General features: G+C 71.3%; 20 protein-coding genes. 8 read left to right on the forward strand and 12 right to left on the reverse strand.

Features of this window, described 5'->3' with window-relative positions; genetic code table 11:
• Nucleotides 1-37 precede the first annotated feature (37 nt).
• From GUY59_RS36765 to GUY59_RS36795, 7 genes are all read right to left on the reverse strand, one after another.
• A complete protein-coding gene (locus tag GUY59_RS36765) occupies nt 38-1,546 on the reverse strand; it encodes an MFS transporter (RefSeq protein ID WP_138207661.1) in 1,509 nt (502 codons plus the stop codon).
• Between the two features lie 35 nt (nt 1,547-1,581).
• On the reverse strand, nt 1,582-4,401 hold the full coding sequence (locus tag GUY59_RS36770; RefSeq protein ID WP_138207659.1) for an ATP-binding protein: 2,820 nt from the start codon (nt 4,399-4,401) through the stop codon (nt 1,582-1,584).
• A 7-nt stretch (nt 4,402-4,408) separates the two neighbouring features.
• Nucleotides 4,409-5,191, reverse strand: a complete 783-nt coding sequence (locus GUY59_RS36775) for a cytochrome P450 (RefSeq protein ID WP_138207657.1) — start codon at nt 5,189-5,191, stop codon at nt 4,409-4,411.
• A gap of 133 nt (nt 5,192-5,324) precedes the next feature.
• The gene (locus GUY59_RS36780; RefSeq protein ID WP_138207655.1) at nt 5,325-6,014 is read right to left on the reverse strand and encodes a DUF998 domain-containing protein; all 690 of its coding nucleotides are present in this window, start codon (nt 6,012-6,014) and stop codon (nt 5,325-5,327) included.
• Complete coding sequence (locus tag GUY59_RS36785; protein ID WP_236667851.1) at nt 6,011-7,216, reverse strand: glycosyltransferase; 1,206 nt, start codon at nt 7,214-7,216, stop codon at nt 6,011-6,013. The genes GUY59_RS36780 and GUY59_RS36785 overlap by 4 nt, the downstream gene beginning before the upstream one ends.
• 64 nt (nt 7,217-7,280) lie before the next feature.
• The gene (locus tag GUY59_RS36790; protein WP_138207651.1) at nt 7,281-8,093 is read right to left on the reverse strand and encodes a DMT family transporter; all 813 of its coding nucleotides are present in this window, start codon (nt 8,091-8,093) and stop codon (nt 7,281-7,283) included.
• A gap of 36 nt (nt 8,094-8,129) precedes the next feature.
• Complete coding sequence (locus GUY59_RS36795; RefSeq protein ID WP_138207649.1) at nt 8,130-8,747, reverse strand: DedA family protein; 618 nt, start codon at nt 8,745-8,747, stop codon at nt 8,130-8,132.
• 330 nt (nt 8,748-9,077) lie between these two features.
• Here GUY59_RS36795 and GUY59_RS36800 point away from each other — a divergent pair, with 330 nt between their 5' ends.
• Both GUY59_RS36800 and GUY59_RS36805 read left to right on the forward strand, forming a co-directional pair.
• Complete coding sequence (locus GUY59_RS36800) at nt 9,078-10,346, forward strand: sensor histidine kinase (protein WP_201761775.1); 1,269 nt, start codon at nt 9,078-9,080, stop codon at nt 10,344-10,346.
• 4 nt (nt 10,347-10,350) lie between these two features.
• The gene (locus GUY59_RS36805; protein WP_138207647.1) at nt 10,351-11,328 is read left to right on the forward strand and encodes a hypothetical protein; all 978 of its coding nucleotides are present in this window, start codon (nt 10,351-10,353) and stop codon (nt 11,326-11,328) included.
• On the opposite strand, the gene GUY59_RS36810 is transcribed toward GUY59_RS36805, so the two are convergent.
• Together GUY59_RS36810 and leuE are read right to left on the reverse strand one after the other, a co-directional pair.
• Nucleotides 11,236-11,877 (reverse strand): VC0807 family protein, encoded by a 642-nt coding sequence (locus tag GUY59_RS36810; RefSeq protein WP_138207645.1) that lies wholly within the window; start codon nt 11,875-11,877, stop codon nt 11,236-11,238. The genes GUY59_RS36805 and GUY59_RS36810 overlap by 93 nt on opposite strands.
• 213 nt (nt 11,878-12,090) lie before the next feature.
• Nucleotides 12,091-12,747 carry a leucine efflux protein LeuE gene (gene leuE, locus GUY59_RS36815; protein ID WP_132340229.1) on the reverse strand — a complete coding sequence of 219 codons (657 nt, stop codon included), beginning with the start codon at nt 12,745-12,747 and terminating at the stop codon, nt 12,091-12,093.
• A gap of 322 nt (nt 12,748-13,069) precedes the next feature.
• Here leuE and GUY59_RS36820 point away from each other — a divergent pair, with 322 nt between their 5' ends.
• The 3 genes from GUY59_RS36820 (at nt 13,070) to GUY59_RS36830 (ending at nt 17,244) form a co-directional block, all read left to right on the forward strand.
• Nucleotides 13,070-14,647 carry a chitinase gene (locus GUY59_RS36820; RefSeq protein ID WP_330849279.1) on the forward strand — a complete coding sequence of 526 codons (1,578 nt, stop codon included), beginning with the start codon at nt 13,070-13,072 and terminating at the stop codon, nt 14,645-14,647.
• A complete protein-coding gene (locus tag GUY59_RS36825) occupies nt 14,644-16,077 on the forward strand; it encodes a carbohydrate-binding protein (protein WP_138208061.1) in 1,434 nt (477 codons plus the stop codon). Before GUY59_RS36820 ends, GUY59_RS36825 begins: the two co-directional genes overlap by 4 nt.
• Nucleotides 16,078-16,140: 63 nt before the next feature.
• The gene (locus tag GUY59_RS36830) at nt 16,141-17,244 is read left to right on the forward strand and encodes a chitinase (RefSeq protein WP_138208062.1); all 1,104 of its coding nucleotides are present in this window, start codon (nt 16,141-16,143) and stop codon (nt 17,242-17,244) included.
• Here GUY59_RS36830 and GUY59_RS36835 read toward each other — a convergent pair.
• Nucleotides 17,237-18,817 carry a molybdopterin-dependent oxidoreductase gene (locus GUY59_RS36835; RefSeq protein ID WP_138208063.1) on the reverse strand — a complete coding sequence of 527 codons (1,581 nt, stop codon included), beginning with the start codon at nt 18,815-18,817 and terminating at the stop codon, nt 17,237-17,239. The genes GUY59_RS36830 and GUY59_RS36835 overlap by 8 nt on opposite strands.
• Nucleotides 18,818-18,934: 117 nt before the next feature.
• Here GUY59_RS36835 and GUY59_RS36840 point away from each other — a divergent pair, with 117 nt between their 5' ends.
• Entirely contained in the window at nt 18,935-20,329 is a 1,395-nt protein-coding gene (locus tag GUY59_RS36840) for a hypothetical protein (RefSeq protein WP_236667852.1), read from the forward strand.
• Here GUY59_RS36840 and erm read toward each other — a convergent pair.
• A complete protein-coding gene (gene erm, locus GUY59_RS36845; RefSeq protein ID WP_252375222.1) occupies nt 20,318-21,064 on the reverse strand; it encodes an ErmE/ErmH/ErmO/ErmR family 23S rRNA (adenine(2058)-N(6))-methyltransferase in 747 nt (248 codons plus the stop codon). The genes GUY59_RS36840 and erm overlap by 12 nt on opposite strands.
• Before the next feature lie 376 nt (nt 21,065-21,440).
• Between erm and GUY59_RS36850 the strand changes: the two genes are divergently transcribed.
• Together GUY59_RS36850 and GUY59_RS36855 are read left to right on the forward strand one after the other, a co-directional pair.
• Nucleotides 21,441-21,911, forward strand: a complete 471-nt coding sequence (locus tag GUY59_RS36850; RefSeq protein ID WP_201761776.1) for a hypothetical protein — start codon at nt 21,441-21,443, stop codon at nt 21,909-21,911.
• A gap of 36 nt (nt 21,912-21,947) precedes the next feature.
• Nucleotides 21,948-22,655 (forward strand): DUF6597 domain-containing transcriptional factor, encoded by a 708-nt coding sequence (locus GUY59_RS36855; RefSeq protein WP_138208065.1) that lies wholly within the window; start codon nt 21,948-21,950, stop codon nt 22,653-22,655.
• Here GUY59_RS36855 and GUY59_RS36860 read toward each other — a convergent pair.
• Nucleotides 22,632-23,672 carry an AI-2E family transporter gene (locus tag GUY59_RS36860; protein ID WP_252375223.1) on the reverse strand — a complete coding sequence of 347 codons (1,041 nt, stop codon included), beginning with the start codon at nt 23,670-23,672 and terminating at the stop codon, nt 22,632-22,634. The genes GUY59_RS36855 and GUY59_RS36860 overlap by 24 nt on opposite strands.
• Between the last annotated feature and the right edge of the window lie 450 nt (nt 23,673-24,122).

Consider the following 24,122-nt stretch of genomic DNA (forward strand, 5'->3'; position numbering starts at 1 on the left):
TGTATAAGAGACAGACCCCATCCCCTGACCGCCCCGACTACGCGCGGGTGGTGAGGAGCTCTTCCGAGATCTCCTTCGGCACCCCGCGCAGCCCTACCAGCGCCAGCACCGCGACCACGGCCAGCAGCGCCGCCGTGACCACCGACGTCACGTGCACACCCGCCACGAAAGCCTCCTGCGCGGCCCGTACGAGCTGACCCGCCGGGCCGGAAGGCAGGCCGGCCGCCGTTTCCAGCGCTCCGGCGATCGACTCCCTGGCGGCCGCGCCGTCCACCCCGGCGGGCAGGACGAGGTTCGCCCGGTACGCACTGGTCAGGACCGTTCCGAGGATCGCGATGCCGAGCGCCCCGCCCAGCTCGAACGCCGTCTCCGACACCGCCGACGCCGCCCCCGCCCGTTCCTTGGGCGCGGTGGCCAGCACGTTGTCGTTGTTCACCGTGAACGCGAACCCGACGCCCATGCCTCCGATCACCATGACGGGCAGCAGGGTGAGGTAGTTCAGCTCGGTGCTGAGGGTGGCGTAGTAGAGGAACGAGCCCGCGTTCATGGCCAGGCCGAGCGCGACCACGCCGTTGCGGCCGATGAGGTTGATCAGCTTGGCGGCCAGCACCCCGCCGACGGCGCCCGCCAGGCCGCCGGGCAACTGGGCCAGCCCCGCCCGCAGCGGCGACCAGCCGAGCACGAGCTGCAGGTACCACGCGAACATCAGCATCATCGCCGACATCGCGAAGATCGCCAGCAGGTTCGTGGCGATGGACGCGGTGAACGCCCTCCTGCGGAAGAGCCGCACGTCGATCAGCGGCTCGGCCAGCCGTGTCTGCCGCCACACGAACAACGCCAGCAGCACCGCCCCTGCCACGCCCGCGCCCGCCACGTCGGGGTGGCCGAGGCCCTTGTCCGCGGCCTCCTTGACGGCGTAGATGGCCGTCACGATGCCGCTGAAGGACAGCACGACGCTGGGCAGGTCGAGCCGGCCCGCGTCCGGGTTGCGCGACTCGGGCAGCACGAGTGCGCCGCCCACCAGCACCAGCAGCATGATCGGCACGTTGATCAGGAACACCGAGCCCCACCAGAAGTGGTCGAGCAGCACCCCGCCGACGACCGGGCCGATCGCGAAGCCCGCCGCGCTCATCCCGCTCCAGACGCCGATGGCCGCGGTCCGTTCGCCGGGATCGGTGAACACGTTGCGGATGATCGACAGCGTGGACGGCATGATCGTGGCTCCGGCGACGCCCAGCAGCGCTCTGGCCGCGATCAGCAGCTCGGGATTGGGCGCGTACGCGGTGATCACGGAGGCCGCGCCGAAGGCCGCCGCGCCGATCAGCAGCAGGCGTTTACGGCCGATGCGGTCACCGAGGTTGCCCATGGTGACGAGCAGGCCGGCCAGCGCGAAGCCGTACATGTCGCCGATCCACAGTAACTGCGTGGACGTGGCGCCCAGGCCGCCCACCAGGCTGGGAAGCGCCAGGTGCAGGACGGTCAGGTCGAGGGAGAGCAGGAGGGTGGCCAGGCAGGCGATCGCCAGTGCGGCCCATTTCTTGTTCATGCCGCTCACGGTCGCGGGAACGGCTGACGGCGCGCCTACCGTTCGCTGACCAGCCGGCCGACCTCGGTCAGCCCGGAGGCGATGCGGGTGCGGGTGTCCTCGGCGCTGTACCAGTCGTCAGGGCACTCGGCCCGCGCCTGGATGAGCAGCGCGTGCGCCTCCTCGGGGTCGCCGCGGCGCAGCGCCACCTCGCCGAGGCCGAGGTGCGCCCACGCGAGGATCTCCATGGAGCCGTTCCTGCTCGACAGGTCGGCCGCGAGCGCGTAGTCGGCGTGCGCGGCGTCCATGGCCTCCATGCGCGTCAGCGCGTCGCCGCGGCGGCACAGGCTCTCGGCGATCTCGGTCGTGGCGCCCAGCTCGCGCGCCACCGTCAGCGCCTCGTCGGCCAGCGTGTACGCGGTGTCGTAGTCGCCCCGCGAGTGATGGAACTCGCAGAGCCCGGACAACACGAGCGTCATGCCCCAGCGTTCGCCGATGGCCTTGAACGCGGCCAGGCTCTTCTCGAAGCGGGCCAGCGACTCCTCGGGTCTGCCGAGGGTCTCCAGCATGAACGCGGCCCCGGTGTGGGAGAGCGCCTGCTGCCAGGGTTTGAGCTCGCCCGCGAACCGCATGAGCTCGTCGAAGGCGATCTGGGCCTCGCCGGGCGGCCCGGTGAACGCGGACAGCAGCATCGTCAGGAACTCGACCCGCACCGGCACGTGATCCCAGGTCACCAGCCAGCGCACCTCGGCCAGCCGCTCGCGCAGCTCGTCGTTCGGACCTCCTGCCCAAGCCGTGACGAGCATGCACATGACGTATTCCTCGTCGAGGTCGGCCGGACGCCGCGACCCGAGCGCCGCCAGCAGGCCGGCGGCCAGGTCGGCGCTGGTGGCGCGGTGACCGCGCATCCACCAGTAGCAGGCGCTGTGGGCCAGCATCCGCAACGCCGTCTCCAGCCGGCCGGCCTCGGTGGCCCAGCGCAGGGCCGCGTTGACGTCGTCGCTCTCCTCGTCGAGCCGGGCCAGCCACTCCAGCTGCTCGCTCGTACGCAGCCACGAGTCGGCCTCCATGACCAGGCCGAGGTAGTAGCCGGCGTGCGCGTCGCGGACCGCCTCGACCTCGCCGGACTCGGCCAGCTTCTCGGCACAGAACGCCCTGATCGTCTCCAGCATGCGGTAGCGCCCGTCCACCACCTCCACCAGGGACTTCTCCGCCAGCGAGAACAGCACCTCCTCCGGCAGCCCGCACACCCTCTCGGCGGCGTCGGCCCGCGCGCCGCCGACGAACACGGTCAGCCTCCTGGCCAGCCGCTGCTCGTCCTCGTCGAGCAGGTCCCAGCTCCACGCGACGACCGCGCGCAACGTCTGGTGCCGGGGCAGCGCCGTACGGCTGCCGCGGGCCAGCAGCCGGAACCGGTCGTCGAGCCGGGCCGCGACGTCGGCCAGCGGAAGCGTGCGCAGCCGCGCCGCGGCCAGCTCGATGGCCAGCGGCAACCCGTCGAGCGCCCGGCAGATGCCCGCCACCTGGGCGGCGTTGCCCGCGTCGACGGCGAATCCGGGCACCACGGCCGCGGCGCGGTCGGCGAACAGCCGGACGGAGGGATAGCCGAGGGGGTCGCGGGCCTCCGGCGGCGGCAACCGCAGCGGCGCCACCGGCAGGATCGACTCGCCGGTGATGCCGAGCGCCTCGCGCCCGGTGGCCAGCACCCGCAGCCGGGGGCAGGAGGCCAGCAACTGGTCCGTCAGCTCGGCGGTGGCCGCGATGACGTGCTCGCAGTTGTCGAGGACCAGCAGCAGCCTGCGGCCGGTCAGCGCGGTGACGAGCCGGGTGACCGGATCCACGGCGGGCCGGTCGTGCGTCACGGCGTCGCGGATGCCGAGCGCGGTCAGCACGGCCGCCGGCACGTCGGCCTCGTCGGAGACCTGCGCGAGCGGCACGACGCACACGTCGCCCGCCTCCCGTCCGGCCGCCTCGGTCGCGAGCCGCGTCTTGCCCGCGCCGCCCGGCCCGATCAGGGTGACGAGCCGGTGCTCGCCCAGTCTCGCCGCCACCTGCCGGAGCTCGTCGGCGCGGCCGACGAAGGTGGTGAGCTGGGCGCGCAGCCCACGCCGGGAGTTCTGCCCGGCCGCGGGGGCGGCCGAGGCCCCGAGCGCCGGGTCGGCCCTGAGCACGGCCAGGTGCGCGGCGGCCAGCTCGGCCCCCGGCTCGACGCCCAGCTCCTCGTCCAGCAGCTTCCTGGCCTCGTCGTAGACGGCCAGCGCCTCCGCCTGGCGGCCGCTGCCGTAGAGCGCGCGCATGAGCTGGGCCCGCAGCCGCTCGCGCAGCGGATGGGCGGCGGCGAGCTGGGTCAGCTCGGCGACCAGCTCGCGGTGCCTGCCCAGGTCGAGGTCCGCCCGCACCCGGTCTTCCGTGGCCGACAGGCGCAGTTCCTCCAGCGCCGTCGCGGCCGCCTCGGCGTGCGGGACGTCGGCCAGCGGCGTGCCCCGCCACAGGTCGAGCGCCTCGCGCAGCAGCGCCGCCGCCTGCCCGGGGTCGCCATCTGCCAGGGCCCGCCTGCCGGCCTGAGCCAGCTGCTCGAACTTGCACGCGTCGACGTCCTGCGGGTCGGCTACCAGCCGGTATCCCGCCGGATGGAACTCCACCAGCTGCCGGCCGAGTGCCCTGCGCAGCCGGGACACCTGGGACTGCAGCGCGTTGGCCTCGCCCTCAGGGGGCCGGGGGCCGTACATGCCGGCGACGAGCTGTTCCGGGCCGACGATGCGGCCGGCGTGCAGGGCGAGCAGCGTCAGCAGGGCGCGTACGCGGGGACCGCCGAGCGCGACCGGCTCGCCGTCCTCGTCCAGCACGGTGGTGGGCCCGAGGATCTGGAAGCGCATACCCCGATTATCGCGGGCGCGGCGGTGTCCGGGGCGGCGCGAGGAGCGCGTCGAGCACACCGGCGGCGAGCGCGAGTGCGTGGCCGGGCGCGGGGCAGGGCCGGATGCCGGAGCCGAAGGTCAGGTGCGGACCGCTCCCGCGGGCGGGGTCGAACCGCTCGGGGTCGGCGAACACGTCGGGGTCGCGGTTGGCGGCCACCAGCTCGATCGTCACCGTCTCACCGGTCCGCGTGTCGAGCCTTCGGGTGGCCCTGAGCGGCGGGTCGTGCCTGAGCGTCTCGCACAGCAGCGCCTCGGGGTCGTCGCCGGGTTCCGCGTGCCGCAGCGCGGCCTCGATCAGTCCTTCCGTGGCGGCGTACCCCTGCAGGAGCAGCGTGATCACCGGTACGCCGGCCAGCGTGAGCAGCCGCGCGACGGCGGCGTCGGCCTCGGGAGTCTCCTCGCCTGACAGGTAACCGGACGCGGCGGCGGGTACGGCGTCGGCCAGGAGGGCGCGGTCCTCGACGCCGAGCGCGGACGCGAGCACGGCCGTGGGCACGCCACGCCAGTCGCCGTCCCGCTCCACGGTCATGGCCGTGGCCGCCCGCCTCAGCCCGGCGGGCTCCAGCCCGGCCAGCAGCCCGGCGAGGACACGGCGTCGCCCTGTGTGGGTCTCGCCGGTGCTGAACCGCGACACCTGGGCACGCAGCCAGGCGAGCGTCCCCTCCGCGCCGTCCTGGCGTACGGGAGGCGGCACGTACGCGGGGTCGGAGAGCACGGCACGGGCCTCGGCATGACGGGTGATGAGCATGAGGTCACGCTAGAGCGGGATCGTTTCGCCGCCGGCCGAAACGTGCCGTCGGTCAGCCGGCCGGGCCGTGCGCGCCCTCAGCCAGCCGCTCGGCCGTGCATGCCGCCGGTCGGCCGCCCGGTTGTGTGTGCCCTCAGGCGGCCAGCCGTTCCTGGCGCTCCGGCGACCCCTCCTCGGCCGTGCCCGAGGGCGCGGCGGTGGGCGCGGTGGCGGGCGCCGCAGCCCGCTTCCCGGCGAAGGCCAGCGCCATGACCACGAGGAGCGCCATCTCGGCCACCACCAGCCCTCGCTCCAGCAGCCCGTAGTAGGCGCCGCCGTTGATCAGCGGCGAGGTGACGGAGGCCGGGTGCGCCGCTAAGTAGAACGCCAGCGACAGCGTGGACGTCACGCTCAAGGCCTTGACCGCGTTCCACCCGAGCGCGGACGCACGGCCCCTGGCCAGGCTCCAGCCGGCGACCGGCAGTGAGGTGAAGACCACGGCCGACGCCCAGCGATGGATCTCGCCGGAGAGCGTGCCGAGCTGCGACGTTCCCGCGTCGGTGGGGAAGATCGCGCTCATCATCAGTCCCGCCGCCCCGGCCAGCAGCAGGACGCGGGTGGCCGCGGTGCGCACCGGGTCCGCCGCCGCCAACCCGTACGCGAGACTCAGGCACGCCCCCGCGAGCGCCAGCATCCCGATCAGCACCGGTGCGAGTCCGCCAGAGACCAGCGCGTAGTCGCTGAGCAGCGGCTGTTCCGGCAGGGCTGACTGCGCGTAGGCGAGAGCGCAGAAGGACACCACCGTGCCGATGAGGGTGCCCCACACGGTCTGCTTCCGGGTCATCGCGTCACCTCGTCATAGATCGCCTCGAACCGGGCCAGCGACGTCTGGTCGTCGTGGGTGAGCGCCAGCTCGCGGCTGGCCTTGCCGAGCATGGCGCGCAGGTTGTCGTCGGTGAGGATCTCCGTCAGGCGCCGGGCCAGCGTGGCCACGTCGCCCGGCTGGAACAGGTAGCCGTTGCCGTCCACCAGGTGCGGCAGCGCCATCGCGTCGGCGGCCACCACGGGCAGCCCGGTCGCCATGGCCTCCAGCGTGGCGATGCTCTGCAACTCGGCGACGCCCGGCATGGCGAACACGTCGGCGGACGCGTACGCCTGCGGCATGATCTCGTCGGGCACGAAGCCGAGGAAGAACACCCGCTCGCCCACGCCGATGCGCTTGGCCAGCCGTTCCAGCTCCGTCCGCTGGGTGCCCCGGCCGACCAGCACCGCCTGTACGTCGGTGTCGTTCAGCACGATCGGCAGCGCGCGTACGAGCTCGTCGATGCGCTTCTCCTCGTCCAGGCGGCCGACGAACATGACGGTGGGCCGGTCGGGCAGGTCGAACATCTTGCGGGCCCACGCCTTGGGTTCGGCGTGCGGGTGGAACCTGGTCAGGTCGATCCCGCAGGAGACCGGTTCGACCTCGCGGCCGAAGCCCTGCTCGGACAGGAGTTCGGCGGCCAGCGGGGTGGGCGTGGTCACGTGGTCGGCGCGGTTGAAGACCCGGCTGAAGTCGCGCCAGGCCAGCCGGCCCGCCTTGGCCCGCAGCTGCTCGGGGATGTGACCGAACTGGAAGAGGTTGTCCGGCATGAAGTGGTTGGTGGCGACCACCGGCACGCCCGCGCGGCGGGCGGCGGCGATGGCGGCCCGGCCCACGACGAAGTGCCCCTGCGTGTGCAGCACGTCGGGGGAGATGGAGGCGATCAGGCGGTCGAGCCTGGTCGGCACGGTGACCCGCATCGTGGGGTGGACCAGCAGCGGTGCGGAGCGCAGCCGGTGCACCACCACGCCGTCCTCCACGTCGGCGCTGGCCGGGCCCACCTCGGACTGGCAGACCACGTGCACCTCGTTGCCGCGCGCGGCAAGGCCGGTGGCCAGGCGGTGGGTGAAGTAGGCGGCGCCGTTGACGTCGGGCGGGTAGGTGTCGCTTGAGATCAGGATCCGGCGTGGGCGTTCGGCGGCGGGGGCGATCGCCGGACGCTCGGTGACACTGTGAAGGGGCATGGCCATGACGGTGACTCCAGTCGGGGTAGGGCCAGGGGAGGGCCGGTGAAACGGACGGAAGAGATCAGGCAGGGTCGCGGTGCGCCTCCATCGGGCTGGTCCTTGCCAGGGCGACGGTGCCGGCGGCGGTGAGCGCGGCGGCCACGACCGGGAGGACCCCGGTCGGCAGCGGCTCGCCGAGCAGCAGCGCGCCGAAGGCGACCGCGGTCAGCGGGTCGGCGATCTGTAGCGAGGCGAACGAGACGCCGAAGTGCCCGACGGCGTAGGCGCGCTGCAACATCACCAGCGCCAGCAGGGCGGGGATCGGTAGTGCCAGCAGGTACCACCAGTTCCACGTGCCGTCCACCAGCACCCGCATGAGCGTGGCGGTGGCGCCGTACAGGACGCCGGAGCTGGTCGCGAGCAGCGCGGCCCGGCCCGCGGCGGAGGCCGCCCTCGAACCGGCCCACAGCAGCACCGCGGCGACGCCGGACACGCCGAGGAGCGTGAACACTCCGTTCGGGCTGAGGTGGGTGGGGCCGTGCGACTCGGGGACGAGCAGCACCAGGCCGATCAGCCCGGCGGCCACCACGCCGGCCGCCGACAGTTCCTTGCGCGACGGCTTGCGGCCGTGCAGCGTGGCGGCGATGGGCAGGGCGAACAGCAGGCTGGCCACGCCCATCGGCTGGACGATGGTCAGGGGGCCCAGCCCGAGCGCGACGATGTGCAGGCCACCACCCGCCAGAATGGAGAGGCCGCCGAGCAGCCAGCGCGGCCTGCGCAGCAGCGCCAGCAGCCCGGGCTTGGCGGTGCCGGCCGCCTCGAACTGCTGGAGGGCGGCTCCGAGCGCGAAGAACAGCGAACCGACCAGGGCTGTCACCGCGGCCAGTAGAGTCATGCGCACTCCTTTCAGACGGATGGTCGCCGGGCAGGGTCAAACAGGTATGTCCGTGGTGAGACGTTCAGGGGAAGGCTGGATGGCGCGCCGCTTCCTGATCCACCGCACGACCTCGACGATCACGGTCACGGACACCGCGATGCCCAGCCCGAGCAGCAGGCCCTTGACGGGGTCGTTCTCGAACGCCATCCCGCCGAAGAAGCCGATCAGCCCCGAGTACACCCCCCAGGTGCTCGCCGCGATCGCGTCGAAGAACGTGAACGAGCGCAGGGGATGCCGGACCGCGCCCATGGTCAGCGTGGTCGCGGTGCGCCCGCCGGGGATGTACCTGGCCACGACGAGCACGAGCCCGCCCCGCTCCTCCAGGGCGCCGCGCGCCCAGACGAACGCCTTCTTGTTCCGCAGCCTCCCGCCCGAGCGGTTGCCGATCAGGTAGGAGATGTGGTCCCCCGCGAACGCGCCCAGTGCCGCGACGACGATCACCAGCGCCAGGTTCGTCTCGCCTGATGCCGCGAACACACCGGCGGTGATCACCGCTGTCTCGGCGGGGACGATGGGGAAGAACCCGTCGAGGAGCGCCAGGCCGAACAGCACGGCGTACAACCACGGTGACGCCATGGCCTGTTGCACCAGGTCGAGAATGGCGTGGGACATAAGAGGGGCTCCGATCGTCAGGGCACTCACATAGCGTGTCGGCGCCGGACCCTTGGGGGCATCGGGGATCCCCCGGGTCGAACGCGGACCCATCCCCGATACGGGTCAGGGCCTGTACCCCATCAAGCTAGAAACTTCGCTGGTCACGGCACATCGGGCGATCGGCACGTACCGCCCCCTACTTTCGTCAGGGTCGGGGCGCGACCTCCGGCTGACACCATCGATCAAACCCGGATCCGGCCGCTCGGGCACCAGTGCAGATGGGCGCTTTCACGGTGGGGTTAGCCCCACCTCGACGGTGCCCCGCGCCCCACCCCTGACTTTCGTCAGGTGTCCTACCTGCCGTTCGTGGAGGGTCACGGCACGCACGCGGCGGATAACGTCGAAGCCGTGACGTTCCTGCGCCTCGTCCGCCGCGAGACCCGCCGCCGGCTGGTCTACGACCTGCTGCTCTGGGCCTTCCTCAGCATCTTCGTGGCCGCGATGGGGCCGGACCCGTTCCAGGACGCCGCCGGGTTCGCCATGATCACCGTGCCCGGGCTGGCGCTGGCCGCCGCGGCCGTGCTGGTCGGCCGGCGCTGGCCGCTGGCCGCCCTGGTGCTGCTGCTGCCGCTCGGGCCGTGGCAGTTCACCGAGGGGTTCGCGACCGTGGACCTGAGCTGGTTGCTGCCCCGGCGCGGCGTGAAGATCTTCCCGCTGCTGCCCACGTCGCCCTTCATCATGTGGTACGCCTACCTGACCGGGCGGCGCATGAGCGTGATATGGCCGGCCGCGGCGACGTTCTGCCTGGTCACGGTCGTGGGCGTGGGCGTGGTCCTCGCGAGGGGCGGTGACCTGGCCCTGTGGGTCTCCATGACGAGCGCGCTCATCGGCACCTACCTGGTGCCCTACCTGCTCGGGCTGCTCAGGAGGAGGCTGCTCCAGCAGCGGCGCGCGGCCAGGTTGTCGGCCGAGGCCCAGGCCAGGCTGCGTGAGAGGGCCAGGATCGCGCGTGACATGCACGACTCGCTCGGACACGACCTGGCCCTGATCGCGGTCAGGGCGGCCGGGCTTGAGCTGGCACCCGGGCTGGGCTCCGCCGAGGTCAGGGCCGCGGGCGAGTTGCGGCTCGCCGCCGCCGACGCCACCGAGCGGCTGCGCCAGATCATCGGGCTGCTGCGCGAGGACGCCGACGCGCCGCCCCTGACGCCCGTGGACGAGGACGTGGCCGAGCTGGTACGGCGGGCCAGGGACTCCGGCATGAAGATCGACCTCGATCTGATCCCCGGTCAGGCGCCCGCCCTGGCCCGCGCGGTGGTCCAGGAAGGCATCACGAACGCCGCCAAGCACGCCCCGGGCGCGGCCGTCGAGGTCGAGGTCTCGCCGGGGCGTGTCACCGTGCGCAGCGGGCCGCCGCGTTCACGGCCCACCGCGCAGCCCGGCGGTCTCGGGCTGGAGGGCCTGCGCGAGCGCGTACGGCTGGCCGGCGGCACCCTCACCGCGGGCCTCGTCGGCGAGGGCGGGGGAGGCGGCTTCGAGCTGGCCGTGACCCTCCCCCGCACGGGGGAGGAGGATCCCCGCCGCTCGGGAGGGAACGGACGGCCGAAGGCGCGACGCTGATGGCATGACTGAACAGAGCCCGGCGATAGGCCGGGTGACCGCGGCGATCGCCACGGTCGCCACCATGCTCCCCTACCTCACACTGAAGATCCTCTGGCTGACCGGAAGCTCCCTCGGAGTCACCGACCCCGGCCTCATGAACGACCCGGCGATGGCCGGCCTCAATGTCATGACCTTCGGCATGGACGCCGTCGGGCTGCTGCTGGTGGTGGCCTTCACCACGCGCTGGGGCCTGCGGCTGCCGGCCTGGCTCGTGCTGCTGCCGATGTGGGTGGGCACGGGCCTGCTGTCGGTGGTGGTCGTCACGGCGCCGATCATGGTGACGGCCGGCGGGATCGCGGTGTTCAGCGGCGGCCCCATCGAACCGTGGGTCTACATGATGGTCTACGGCGGTTTCGTCGGGCAGGGCATGGGCCTGATGGCGACCTTCGTCCTCTACGCCCGCGACCGCTGGCCCGGGGTGTCCGGGCCCGGTCACGCCATCGCCGGTCCTGCCAGGCAGTTCCAGACGGCCGTGGCATGGGGATCGCTGCTGGTCGTCACCCTGGTCGCAGGGGTGCGGCTGTCGTGGACGTTCGGAGCGCCCGTCGGGGCCGTCGTCATGGACGGGTTCAAGGCGCTGCTCGCCCTCGCCGGGGCCGTCGCGTTCGTCGCCGTCGTACGGGAACGCGGGAAAGGCTCGTTCTGGCGGCTGGCCGTACCGGTCTGGCTGGGCTCCGGGTCGTTGTTCGGCTGGGGCCTCTACGCGATGATCGTCAGGTCCGTCGGAGGGCCGCTCGCCGTCGGGGGCGCGGCAGCGACGGATCTGGTGGAGCTGTTCGGCATGCTGGCCGGGCTGGTGATGGGGATGAGCGGGGCATACGTGCTGGCCGAGCGGTCAGGCGTGCGCTCACGCATGGGCGACGTGCAGCCGCTTGAGCAGCCGCTTGAAGGCGACGATCGAGATGGTGATCGCCAGGCCGCTTATCACGGCCACCGCTGAGGTCCGCAGCACCATGTACGACCCCAGCGACCCCGCAAGATACTCGTAGACCGCGAGGAAGATGCTCAACGTCGAGTTCATCAGCAGCACGAACGCCCACAGCAGCGTGATCCTGGCGAAGAACCTGCGCACCCGCTCGTGCTTGAGCACCGCCGACGGCAGATGGATGTAGTCGAGTGTGAGCTTCTGCACGAGCGGCCTGTTCAGCCGCACGGACGCGAGGAAGACCATGCTCATGCAGATGGTGCCCATCTCCGGCTGGATGAAGAACCACATCCAGGTCCCGGTCCAGAAGGCCACGATCGCGCGGATGGTGATCGCGAACGCCGCCAGGCACATGGTGGCGGGCACCTTGATCCGCCTGACCAGCCGCCAGGCCACCCCCAGATAGACCCAGGCGACGGTCATGAAGAGCGCCCACTGGAAACCGAGGACGACCATGGCCAGATAGAACACCGCCAGCGGCGCCACCACGCTCTCGAGCAGTTGGGGCGCGGCCTGCCGGGCGAGCACCGTGAGGCGCGGAAGGGTGACCTGAGGGTGATTCAAGGCTGCTCCGCAGATAGGCCGACGATCAGCGACTACCCGGGCCTCGCGGGACAGGGCTCTCCAGACGGACCGCTCGTTGTAGCCGAAGCGTCATCAGCGCCGTCCCGGAAGCACGCCGGTGGCTTACCGTACCTGAGGCCGGATGGTGCGACCGCCTCCTTCCGCACGTTCCCGGGCTGCCATACGCATTCAGCCTGGCATCGAACCAGGCGCTCAGCCGAGTGACGCGGTGGCGAGCTTCGCCCCGAACCCGACGAAGACGACGCCGACTCCCGAGGTCAGCCCCGCGCCGAGCTTCCTGTGCCGGCGGAACTGGCCGGCCAGGAACGTGCCGCCGAAGATCAGGGCCGTCAGGTAGAGCACGCTGAACACCTGGATGACCGCGCCCAGGATGGCGAACGAAAGCGCGGGGGCCGGATAGGCGGGGTCCACGAACTGGATGAAGAACGAGACGAAGAACAGGATCGCCTTCGGGTTGAGCAGGCTGATCCCGAGTGCCCTGCGGAACGGGCGTGGGCGGCGTTCCCGCTCCTCCTCCGGACGCGCGGCGGCGGCCACGGGCCCGGACCGCCAGGCCCGCACCGCGCCGCGGATCATCTGGAACCCGATCCAGGCCAGGTAGCCGGCGCCGGCGTACTTGACGGCGGTGAAGAGCAGCGGGGTGGAGCGGAGGAGGGACGCGGCGCCGGCGGCCGCCAGGACCATCAGCACGGTGTCGCCGACGAACACGCCCGCGGCGGCCCGGTATCCCTGACGGACGCCGTGCCGGGCGGCGTGGCTGAGCACGTACAGCGAGTTGGGGCCCGGCAGCAGGATGATCAGAAAGGCGCCGATGACGTAGGCCCAGAAGTCGGTGATGCCGAAGAACATCCGGATGGCCCTTCGCGAACGCTTACTGGTGACATAACACGATATCGCCTGGTCATCCCCGCGCGCCGGAACCTGCCGCCCGGTCAACGATCCGTGCCGCCCCTCGCGGTCCGGCCGCGCCGGTTGTTTGGGTCTTGTAAGGATCCGGTGTCAAGGTTACGATCTCCGCGAATACTTAGGAAAGTTTCCTAAAAGATGGTCACCACCGGCTCGCGCTGACACCCTCCCCGCCCGTGTCACATCCCCACGGGCCGTGCCGTACGGCTTGCGCTCTCACCCCCCGGCGCAAGGCGTACGGCACGCACACCCCCAAGGAAGAACCGTGAGACTTCGGCCGATCCTCCTGGCGCTCGCGACCCTCGCACTCAGCCTGACCACCCCGCCCGCCCACGCCGCCTCCGCCACGGCGGCCTTCGTCAAGGTCGCCGACTGGGGCTCGGGTTTCGAGGGCAAGGTCACCGTCGCCAACGGCACCTCCACCCCCATGAACAGCTGGAACGTCCAGTTCGACATTCCGGCCGGCTTCTCCATCCCGTCCGCGTGGGACGCGGTCATGTCGAGGAGCGGGCAGCGCTACACCTTCACCAACCCGCCCTGGGCGTCGGCGCTGGCTCCGGGGGCCGCCGTCAGCTTCGGCTTCAACGGCAACCCCGGAGGCTTCCCCGGCGTCACCGGCTGCACGCTGAACGGCGCACCCTGCGGCGGCTCCGGCGAGGACCCCGGTGAGGACCCGGGAGGGCTCGGCAAGGTCGGCGGCGTCACGCTGACCTCCGCCACCGCGACCAGCGCCGCGCTGAGCTGGACCGCCGTCCCCGGTGCCACCGGCTACAAGGTCCGGCTCGACGGCGCGGCGGCCGTCACCGTCACCGGCACCACGCACACCCTGACCGGCCTGGGCGCATGCACCTCCCACACGGTCACGATCACCGCGACGGGCGCCTCGGGCGACGGTCCCGTCGGCGACCCCTTCGACTTCACCACGGTCGGCTGCCAGAGCGGCACTCTGCCCGATCACTTCCTCACCGGCTACTGGCACAACTTCGTCAATCCCGCCACCGAGCTCAAGCTGTCGGCCGTGCCCGACGAGTACGACCTGGTCGCGGTCGCGTTCGGCGAGGCCACCGCCACGCCCGGCGAGGTCGTGTTCGGGGTCGACCCCGGACTGGCCACGGCGCTCGGCGGCTACACCGACGCCCAGTTCAGGGCCGACGTGCAGGCGCTGAAGCAGCGCGGCAAGAAGGTCATCCTGTCGGTCGGCGGCGAGGCCGGACGCGTGCAGGTCGCCGGCGCCGCGGCTGCCACGCGCTTCGCCGACTCGGTGTACGCGCTGATGCGCGATTACGGCTTCGACGGCGTGGACATCGACCTGGAGAACGGCCTGAACGCCACCTACATGGGCCAGGCGCTGAGGGCGCTGCGCGCCCAGGCCGGCTCCGAGCTGATCATCACCATGGCCCCGCAGACCATCGACATGCAGTCGACCGGGATGGAGTACTTCAAGCTCGCCCTGTCCATCAAGGACATCCTCACCGTCGTCCACACGCAGTTCTACAACTCCGGCTCGATGCTCGGCTGCGACCAGGCCTTCGCCTACTCGCAGGGCACGGTCGACTTCATCACCGCGCTGGCCTGCATCCAGCTCGAGAACGGGCTCCGTCCCGACCAGGTGGCGCTGGGCCTGCCGGCCGGGCCGGGCGCCGCGAACGGCGGCGTCGTGTCGCCCTCGGTCGTCACCCGGGCGCTCGACTGCCTGGCCAAGCGGACCGGTTGCGCAACCTTCGTGCCGCCGCGCGCCTACCCGGACATCAGGGGCGCGATGACGTGGTCCATCAACTGGGACGCGAGCAACAACTGGTCCTTCTCCAAGACCGTCAAGCCACACCTCCAGGGAATGTCATGAAATGTCGCCGCAAAGTCCTCGCGTTAGCGACCGGACTCGCCCTCACCCTGACCGGCCTGGCCACCAGCGGCCCCGCCGCCCACGCCACCGGTACCGGTACCGGTACCGGCACGGTACGCCAGCTGGCCGCCGCCTGGGCCCCGCACACCGCGTACGCCACCGGCGCGGTCGTCACCTACAACGGCGTCGACTACGTCTGCCTGCAGGCCCACACCTCACTGCCCGGCTGGGAGCCGTCCGCCGTGCCCGCGCTCTGGAAGCCCACCTCGGGCGGTGACCCCGACCCCGGCGCCCCCGGCGTGCCGGGCACGGTGAGCACGTCGGTCACGAACTCCAGCATCACGCTGCGCTGGGGCGCCTCCGGCGGCACGGTGTCGGGCTACCGCGTGTACGAGGGCTCGACCCGCCGCGCCGAGGTCTCCGGCACCAGCGCCACCATCTCGGGGCTCGGCGCGTGCACGACCCACGCCTACACCGTGAAGGCGTACAACGCGGCGGGAGAGTCGGCCGGCCGTGACGCCACCGCCACCACGTCGGGCTGCACCCCCAACGATCCAAGCAAGATGCCCGGCGCCCCCTACCTGTACATGGGCTGGGGCAACCCGCCCAACCCCGGCGCCGTGATGGACGCCACCGGCATCAAGTCGTTCACCATGGCGTTCATCCTGTCCAGCGGCGGCTGCACCCCGGCCTGGGACGGGCAGCGCCCGCTGACCGGCGGCGCCGACCAGCAGGCGATCAACACGGTCAAGTCGAAGGGCGGCAGCGTCCAGATCTCCTTCGGCGGCTGGTCGGGCAACAAGCTCGGCCCCAACTGCTCCTCGCCGCAGGCGTTCGCGGGCGCGGTGCAGCAGGTCATCAACGCCGTCGGCCCGGCCGTCGTGGACTTCGACATCGAGAACACCGACGAGTTCGAGAACTACACCGTGCAGGACCGCATCCTGAACGGCCTCAAGATCGTCAAGCAGAACAACCCGAACATCAAGATCGTCGTCACGTTCGGCACCAACCCGAGCGGCCCGAACTCCCACGGCGTGCGCCTCATCAACCAGGCCAGAGCCCTCGGCGTGCCGATCGACAACTTCACCATCATGCCGTTCGACTTCGGCAGCTCCAACATCTACCAGGACACCGTCAACGCCTCCGAGGGCCTGAAGAACGCGCTCAAGAACGCCTACGGCTGGTCCGACGCCCAGGCGTACGCGCACATGGGCATCTCCGGCATGAACGGCGTGTCCGACCAGCAGGAGCTGACCACGCCGGGCACCTGGACACAGATCCGCGACTGGGCCAGGTCCAAGGGCCTGACCAGGCTCGCGTACTGGTCGGTCAACCGTGACCGGCCCTGCCCCGGCGGCGGCGTGACCTCCAACTGCAGCGGCATCGCCCAGACCGAATGGGAGTTCACCAGGACCACCGCCGGCTTCTGACCGTACGACCCCGGCCCGCCCCGGCTGCCCCGGCGATGGGGCGGGCCCTCCGGAAGGAACGTCATGAATCTCCGAGCCGCGGCGGCCGCGCTCGCCCTGGCCCTCACCACCCTGCACACCACCCCCGTCCAGGCCGCGGACGACCTGCCCGAGCGGGTGCTGGTGGGATACCTGCACGCCTCGTTCGCCAACGGATCCGGATACGTCAAGATGAGCGACGTCCCCGCCGAATGGGACGTCATCAACCTCGCCTTCGGCGAGCCCACCTCCGTCACCTCGGGCGATATCAGGTTCGAGCGCTGCCCGGCCGCCGAGTGCCCCGGTGTCGAGTCCGACGCCGACTTCGCCGCCGCCATCAGGGCCAAGCAGGCGCAGGGCAAGAAGGTGCTGATCTCGATCGGCGGCCAGAACGGCCAGGTGCAGCTCACGACCGCGGCGGCGCGGGACACGTTCGTCGAGTCGGTCTCGGCGATCATCGACAGGTACGGGCTCGACGGCCTGGACATCGACTTCGAAGGCCACTCGCTCCACCTCGACCCCGGCGACACCGACCTGGACGCCCCCACCACGCCGGTCGTCGTCAACCTCATCGCGGCCCTGAAGAGCCTCAAGAGCCGCTACGGCGACGGGTTCGTGCTGACGATGGCCCCCGAGACGTTCTTCGTCCAGCTCGGCCACCAGTTCTACGGGCCGGGGCCGAACGGCGCCGCCGACCCGAGAAGCGCCTCCTACCTGCCGGTCATCCACGCCGTGCGCGACGACCTCACCCTGCTCCACGTGCAGCACTACAACTCCGGGCCGATCATGGGCCTGGACGGCCAGTACCACACGATGGGCGGCCACGACTTCCACGTGGCCATGGCCGACATGGTGCTGGCCGGCTTCCCGATCATGGGAGACGCCGGCAACATGTTCCCGCCGCTGCGCCAGGACCAGGTGGCCATCGGGCTGCCCGCCTCGGTCAACGCGGGCAACGGGTTCACGAGCGTGGCGGAGGTGCAGAAGGCGTTCGGCTGCCTGGCCACCGGCGACGGCTGCGGGACGTACCGGCCGCGCGGCGTCTACCCGGGGCTGCGGGGCCTGATGGCCTGGTCGATCAACTGGGACCGGCACAACGCGTACGAGTTCTCCCGGAGCCACCGGGCCTATCTCGACGGGCTCACCTGACGCGGACCAGCTGGGTCGGTTTGAGCGGGACGCCGAGGCCCGGCGGCCGGTAGGTGGGCAGGGCCTCGCCGTACTCGTGCATCCAGGCGTGGTCCAGCAGCAGCCGCATCCGGCCGGCGGTCGGCATCCGGCGCGGCCCCGCGGGGTCGACCCGGCCGATCATCCGCGTCACGGCCGCCACCACCAGCTCCGTGTCCGGCGAGGACAGGTCGCAGTGGTCGTCGGGCCCGACGATCAGATCGACGTCGGGAGGCAGCGGATAGATCGGGCGCGGCAGCGCGAGCACGCGCGGCGGCGGGGCCATCGGCCAGCCGTCGCGCACCGCCTCCAGCAGCACCGAGCGCGACGTCTTGTGCGCGAACAACCCGTCGGCCAGCGCCCAGCTCAGCGCTCCCACGTCGGAGCGGTCCTCGCCGCAGGCGTGCAGGCACAGGTACGGCACCAGCGGAACCCCCGCGCCACCCGCCTGCGCCCAGCCGCCCCCGCACCCGGTGAGCACCAGCAACGCCAGCATCGCCCGGTAGGCGGTGTCGGAGTGCGGCGTCTCCAGCCGCCCCGGCACGATCACGCACCCGCCGCCCGTCTTCTCCGCCGTCACGCCCAGCTCCCGGGCGATCTTCACCGTCCGAGACGCGGCCACCCCGGTGCAGGCCTCCTGCCAGGCCGGCGTGTACGGCTCCGCCCGGTCGTCGTAGCCGCGCGGCCACACACCCGGCAGCCGTGGCCTGGCCACCCCGTAGACGGCCAGCAGCAGGTCGAACACGGTCGTCACCAGCTCGCCGCCGTCGCGCAGCACGGGCACGCCGCGCCGCAGCACGCCCGGCCCGTCGTCGAAGCGCGGCAGCAGCACCTCCACGGCCTCGCCGCCGTACACGCTGAGCCGGTCGCAGGCGCCGCCCGTCAGCCCGCCCGGCACGTACGCCTCCTCGCGCTCGCGCAGCCGTACCAGGAGCGGCAGGTCGGTGTGCTCCATCGCCTGCCCGGCGAACGGCGTGCGGTCGAGGAAGAACTCCTTGAGCAGCACGTGGCCCATGGCCATGGCCAGCGCGCCGTCCGTTCCCGGCCGTACGACCAGCGTCTCGTCGGACAAGCGCGTCGGATGCGTGCCGATCGCCACCACCTTCTGCCCCTTGTAGCGGCCGGCGATCACCCAGGGGGTGTCCGCCGAGCGTACGAGCCGGTTGTTCTCGCCCCACAGCAGCACGTACGCGGCCCGCGCCCAGTCCTCGGCGCGCGAAGGACCGGCGAAGCGCGGTCCCAGCACCTGCTCGGGGGCGCACGGGTGCTCGGTCAGCACCGCCCCGCCGAGCTCGCCGACGAGCCGCGCCAGCGGGGAGCTGGCCAGCGCCGCCACCCGCTCGGGCCCGTGCTCGTCGGCGGTGTGCACGATCGCCGCCGCCACCAGCTCAGCGGCCGTCGCGTCGTCGAGCGGCACGCGCCGTTCACCCCTGGCCGGCTGGTATTCCTGCGGGTTCGCTGTGAGTTTCGCCCAGGCCGCGACCGGGTCGCGCAGCCCGTTCCTCACCTCGAAATAGAGCCTGACCAGTGCCTGGTTGACCTGCGATCCCCCCATGCGAAAAGTTCAACACAAAGAGTGATGCCGTATCGCTATACGTGTCGGCATGTCGGGGATAAGAATCGGAACCCCTGGTGGCGGCGGCGCTCCCGGTGCGGCAGGCTATATCCCGCCATGGATTACGCAGTTCTCACGGGCATTGTCCTCGTCGCCGGTGTCGCGCTCGCCCTCGTCGCCCAGTGGCGCGACTGGCGGCCGCCCCTCCTTGTCGCCGTGCTCGTGGGCATCGCCGTCCGCGTGCTGATCATGTACACGTCGGCGATCGACACGTGGCAGCCCGTCGACTTCGTGGAGAGTTTCAAGCCCGCGGGCGAGGCCGTGCTCCGGGGCGAGGACCCGGTGCTGGCCAGCGAGGGCGGCTGGCACTTTCTGCCGACGATCCCCTACGTGTACGGCATCCTGCTGTGGCTCGGCATCCCATGGGAATACGCCGGGCGCCTGGTCACCGTGGTCGCCGACATCGTGCTCATCCCGCTGGTGGCCAAGCTGGCCGGCGGCCCCAGGGCGAGGCTGCGGGCCCTGCAGTACGCGCTCAACCCGCTCGCCGTGATGGTCGCCTGCATCCATGGCCAGGTCGAGCCGGTGGCGCTCGTGTTCGGCGTCGCCGCCTTCGTGGTCGCCAGGGGGCCGGGCGCGAGCGAGCGCCCCGGCGTCACCACCCACGTGATCGCACGGGTGCGCGCGGGCCTGTCCGCGCACGGCGTACGCGCCTCCGTCCCCCGGGTGATCGGCCGCGGCGGCATGGTGCACCGGGCGCTGCTGCCGGGCGACGACGACCGCGCCGACCGCAGGCGGGGCGCGCTGGCGGGCGTGCTGATGGGCCTCGCGCTGTGCGCCAAGAGCTGGCCCATCTGGCTGATCCCCGGCATGCTGCTGCTCCTGCCCCACCTGCGCGCCCGCGTCGCCGCGCTCTTCGCGACCGGGCTGGTGCCCGTCTTCTTCCTGGTGACCCTGCCGGTTTTCGCGGGCACGTCGCTCGACCAGATCCCTGCGGTCATCCACACCATCCAGGACATCCGGCCCATCGTCGGCGAATGGGGCTGGACCCCATGGTTCACCGAGGGACAGTGGGCACTGAGGCCCGATCTGGCCTCGTTCGGTACGAAGCTGATCTACGTGAGCGTCGTCGCCGCCGTGCTCTACTGGCGGCGGGCCGACCCGGTCGACATGACGATCGCGGTGCTGCTGGTCTTCATGATCGTGACACCCCGGCTCGGCGCCCAGTACCTCATGTGGTTCATGCCGTTCCTGGTCGCCAGGCCCACGAAGTTCGCCTGGTCGGCCATCATCGGCTCGTCTCTCTGGGCCGGCTACGGCTACCTCTACATGACGCAGTTCGACTTCAACGGGTGGTGGCTGCAGCACGCCGACTGGTCGCGCGCCTCCATCCTGCTGCTGCCGATCCTGGCCCTGGCCATGCCCTGGGGCCGCCGCGTCGTGACGGCAGCCCCAGGGCCGGTCCCTCCTCAGGGGTTCTCCGACAAGTCAAGGATCACGTCACCGGCATAGGCGCTCCCACAACGTGATCCACTGGTCGGGGTGCACGTGGCCCACGACGGTGTCGCCGGCCACGCCGGCCGCGGCCAGCGCGGTGTCCACCCCGTCATACCTGGTCCTCAGCGACGCGCGTACCGACCCGCCCACGCCGCCGAACCCCAGCTCGACCAGCTCCTGGTAGGAACGGCCGTCGCTGACGAGCGGCTCGGTCCTGCGCTGGATGCGCAGGACCGCCGAGTCGACCGACGGCACCGGCCGGAAGCTCTCCCTGCCGATCGTGTCGCCGAGCCTCCAGCCGAACCACGGCCACGACTCCACCGTGACGAGGCTCCAGCGACCGTAGTCACCCGCGCGCTTGCGGGCGTACTCCCGCTGCGTGAGCAGCGTCGCCGAGGTCAGGGCCGGCGCACGCAGGCACCAGTCGACGATCTTGGAGGTGATCGAGTAAGGGATGCTGCCCACGACCGCGAACGGCTCCCGCGGCGCTCTCACCGTGGTGAAGTCGCGCCTGACGATGTCGATCCTGGGGTCGCGGCTCGTGCGTGAGGCCAGCCGCCCGGCCAGCCGGGGATCGACCTCGTAGCCGACCACCTGGGCGCCCGCCTCGGCCAGCGCCAGGGTGAGCGCCCCCTCGCCGGGGCCGGGCTCCAGCACCAGCCCTCGCGGACCGGCGGCCTTGACCATCAGGTCGATGGCATGCCGGTCGACCAGGAAGTTCTGCGAAAGCGTGCGCCTCGCCCGATCCACGGGCGTGCGGCCGCCACCGCGGTTCCTGACCTTCTTCTGCGTGTGTGAATGGTTTCCGTGTGCGTAGTTTTGCGCCACAGCACTGCCCTTCCGGGTCCTCGAGACAACGGGGTGCTCGAAGGGCCCTGGGCACGCGTGCGGACGCGCAGCCTCAGATGATCGCGTCCGCTAGCGGGCCAGAGCCCGGCCGTGGCGGATGCGGATGAAGACCTGGCAGGCGAACATGCATGACATGGGGCCGACCCTAAGCGGCCGCTTGCCGACCGGGCAAAGCATTAAATCGGGGTCGCGTCGGGTCTGCTCCGCAGGACGAGCGCGATGGCGCACACCTGTCCGATTTCCACAAGACTCCCGCCCCTACCCTCCGGGCAGCCTCGTGCCCCCCGCGTCGATCGCCGGGCTGCTCCACAAGCACGGCGGCACCCACCCATGGCTGGCCGCCGCCACCGCGTTCTGCTGGTCGCGGATCGCCGAGATCGACAAGACGACTCCGTACGAAGCCCGCGCCGTCGTGACCTTCCTCGGCCTGGTGCCCGACCGGGCCAGGGCGGAGGCCGAGTTCGCCCGGCTCAAGGAGTCCATCCTCGCGATGGTCGCCCTCGACCGCCACGCCACGGGGGAGGCGCACTTCCCGCTGGACTTCGCACCGGAGCCACCGCGGCTGCCGCTGTTCACCCAGGACGTCCTCGACACCCACCTCGACGCGCTCGCCGCCGCCCAGTTCGAGGACGGCGGCTGGAGCCCCAACTGGCCGATCTGGACGCCGCTGGTGGAGCACGAGTGGAGTGGCTACCTCACCGTCCAGCGGCTGCGCACGCTGCGCGCGTACGGGCGGCTGAAGCGATGAGGCGGCACTGTCGGCGGTGCCGCGTACGTTGGGGTCATGTACGCGGAACGGCCTTCCGACCTCGACCTTGCCGACCGTCTCGCCTGCGTGTGGCACCAGGTCAGCGAGACGGAGCAGCACCATCTCGTCGTGCCCGACGCCTGCGTCGACCTCATCTGGGGCCCCGAAGGGCTGTTTGTGGCGGGCCCTGACACCGGGCCCATGCCGACGCCCATGGCGGCGGGAGACACGTTCACGGGTGTGCGTTTCCGGCCCGGCGCGGTGGGCGACTTCTTCGGCGTGCCGCTCCACGAGCTGCGTGACCGGCGTGTCCCCCTGACCGACCTGCCCTTCCCGGCCGAGCGCGTCGAGGAGGCGGCCCTGCGGGCGGGATCCCGGCCGGCCGCCATGCGCGCCGAGGTCAGACGGCGGCTGGCCGCCACCGCGGGAGCCGACCCGGCAGGCGCCGCCATCACCGCGGCACTGCGCGAAGGCCGCACGGTCGCGGAGGCGGCCTGGCGACTCGGGTTCTGCGAGCGCCAGCTCCACCGCCGCACCTTGGCCTCGTTCGGCTATGCGCCGAAGACCCTCCAGCGCATCGTGCGTTTTCAGCGCGCCCTCCGTCTGGCCCGCACCGGCGTCCCGCTGGCGGAGGTGGCCGTCAGGGCCGGCTTCACCGACCAGGCCCACCTGTCCCACGACGTCAGGCGGCTGAGCGGCGTGTCCATGAGCCGCCTGCTCTCACCTGCGCGACGGGCCGCCTGACACGAGGTTCTGCGCCCACCTGGCGCGCGGATCGCTGTCGATCAGCAACGCCCGGGTCAGCAGGCTCAGCGGGATGGCGAGGATCGCGCCCAGCGGTCCCAGCACGAACGTCCACACGATCAGCGACAGGAACGTCATCGTCGTCGACAGCCCCACCGCGTCCCCGAGGAACTTCGGCAGGATGAACGACTGCACAACCACGTTGATGACGCTGTAGGCGGCGATGACCAGCACCATCGTCTGCACGCCACCGTCCAGCAGGGCGAGCATGGCCGGCGGCACCAGGCCGATGACGAAGCCGATGTTCGGGATGTAGTTGGCGATGAGCGCCAGCACGCCCCAGAGCAGCGGCAGCGGTACGTCGAGGAGCGACAGGGCGATCACGTCGAGGGTCGCGCAGATCAGCCCGAAGACCGTCGAGACGATCAGGTAGCGCCGCGTCTTGTGCGCGAACGTCGCCAGCGCCGTCACCAGCTGCGGCCGATACCCCTCGCCGGTCGTGAGGACCTTCGAGGTCACCGGCGCGTCGAGGCACATGGCCAGCAGCAGCACGATGACCAGGAAGAGCGCGGACAGAACGCCGATCAGGCTGCCGAGCAGGCTCTGCGCCAGGCCGAGAATCGACCCGGCGTCGAACGCCTGCAACCCCCGGTCGAGCACGTCGTTGCTGACGCCGTGGGCTGCGGCCCAGGCCAGCGTGTCGGCGAGGAGCCGGTCGAACTGGGCGGCGTACGCCGGCAGCAGCGAGACGAGCTGGGTGACCGAGATCGTCAGGATGCCGACCATGCCCAACAGCGCGAACACGACGATGAGGAAGGGCACGGAGACCTGCAACCACATGGGCGCCCCCTTGGCGGCGAGCCACGTGCGCACCGGGGAGACGGCGATGACGAGCACGAGTGCCAGCACGACAGGGCCCGCGATCGAGGCGACCTCGCGGATGCCGAAGAGGACGATCACCGCGGCGGCGATTCCCACCATGATGATGAGCGCCCTGGGGATGGGTTGATCTCGCACGCCCCCCTACCTACCCGAAGCCGCCGGGGGCACCGCCGATTTGACGGTTCCAAGAGGCGTACATAGAGTTCAGCAGTCCCACGGGAGCGGCGTCGATCGCCGGTCTCACTCGGGGCCCACCTCTAGACACCGTCCCAACTCGTGGATGTTCGCGTCCACTCTGATGGGCTGGTAAGTTAGAGGGGTTGTCTCCGAAAGGGGGCGGCGCTTAATTCCCGCAGGTCGAGCAGGTCCGGTCAATTTGACAGGGACTTGAACGGCTGAAAGAGTTAAGACACAACGAAATGAACGCCTCCGGGCTGGATTCGGTGGAATCTCGGCGGGGATGTATGCGTGCGTTTCTTGAGAACTCAACAGTGTGTTAAAAGCCAGTGCATGATGCACAACCCCGTCCATCGGCCCTTTTGTGGCTGGTGTTGACGGATTCCTTTTTGTTAGTTGGGTTCAGAC

It is taken from the genome of Nonomuraea sp. K271, assembly GCF_009908215.1.
In the GTDB taxonomy this organism is placed as follows: domain Bacteria; phylum Actinomycetota; class Actinomycetes; order Streptosporangiales; family Streptosporangiaceae; genus Nonomuraea; species Nonomuraea longispora.

Coding starts and splice junctions, on each gene's coding strand:
- GUY59_RS36765 (WP_138207661.1), bottom strand. CDS start 1,546: ATGAACAAGAAATGGGCCGCACTGGCGATCGCCTGCCTGGCCACCCTC.
- GUY59_RS36770 (WP_138207659.1), bottom strand. CDS start 4,401: ATGCGCTTCCAGATCCTCGGGCCCACCACCGTGCTGGACGAGGACGGC.
- GUY59_RS36775 (WP_138207657.1), bottom strand. CDS start 5,191: ATGCTCATCACCCGTCATGCCGAGGCCCGTGCCGTGCTCTCCGACCCC.
- GUY59_RS36780 (WP_138207655.1), bottom strand. CDS start 6,014: ATGACCCGGAAGCAGACCGTGTGGGGCACCCTCATCGGCACGGTGGTG.
- GUY59_RS36785 (WP_236667851.1), bottom strand. CDS start 7,216: ATGCCCCTTCACAGTGTCACCGAGCGTCCGGCGATCGCCCCCGCCGCC.
- GUY59_RS36790 (WP_138207651.1), bottom strand. CDS start 8,093: ATGACTCTACTGGCCGCGGTGACAGCCCTGGTCGGTTCGCTGTTCTTC.
- GUY59_RS36795 (WP_138207649.1), bottom strand. CDS start 8,747: ATGTCCCACGCCATTCTCGACCTGGTGCAACAGGCCATGGCGTCACCG.
- GUY59_RS36805 (WP_138207647.1), top strand. CDS start 10,351: ATGACTGAACAGAGCCCGGCGATAGGCCGGGTGACCGCGGCGATCGCC.
- leuE (WP_132340229.1), bottom strand. CDS start 12,747: ATGTTCTTCGGCATCACCGACTTCTGGGCCTACGTCATCGGCGCCTTT.
- GUY59_RS36825 (WP_138208061.1), top strand. CDS start 14,644: ATGAAATGTCGCCGCAAAGTCCTCGCGTTAGCGACCGGACTCGCCCTC.
- GUY59_RS36830 (WP_138208062.1), top strand. CDS start 16,141: ATGAATCTCCGAGCCGCGGCGGCCGCGCTCGCCCTGGCCCTCACCACC.
- GUY59_RS36835 (WP_138208063.1), bottom strand. CDS start 18,817: ATGGGGGGATCGCAGGTCAACCAGGCACTGGTCAGGCTCTATTTCGAG.
- GUY59_RS36840 (WP_236667852.1), top strand. CDS start 18,935: ATGGATTACGCAGTTCTCACGGGCATTGTCCTCGTCGCCGGTGTCGCG.
- GUY59_RS36855 (WP_138208065.1), top strand. CDS start 21,948: ATGTACGCGGAACGGCCTTCCGACCTCGACCTTGCCGACCGTCTCGCC.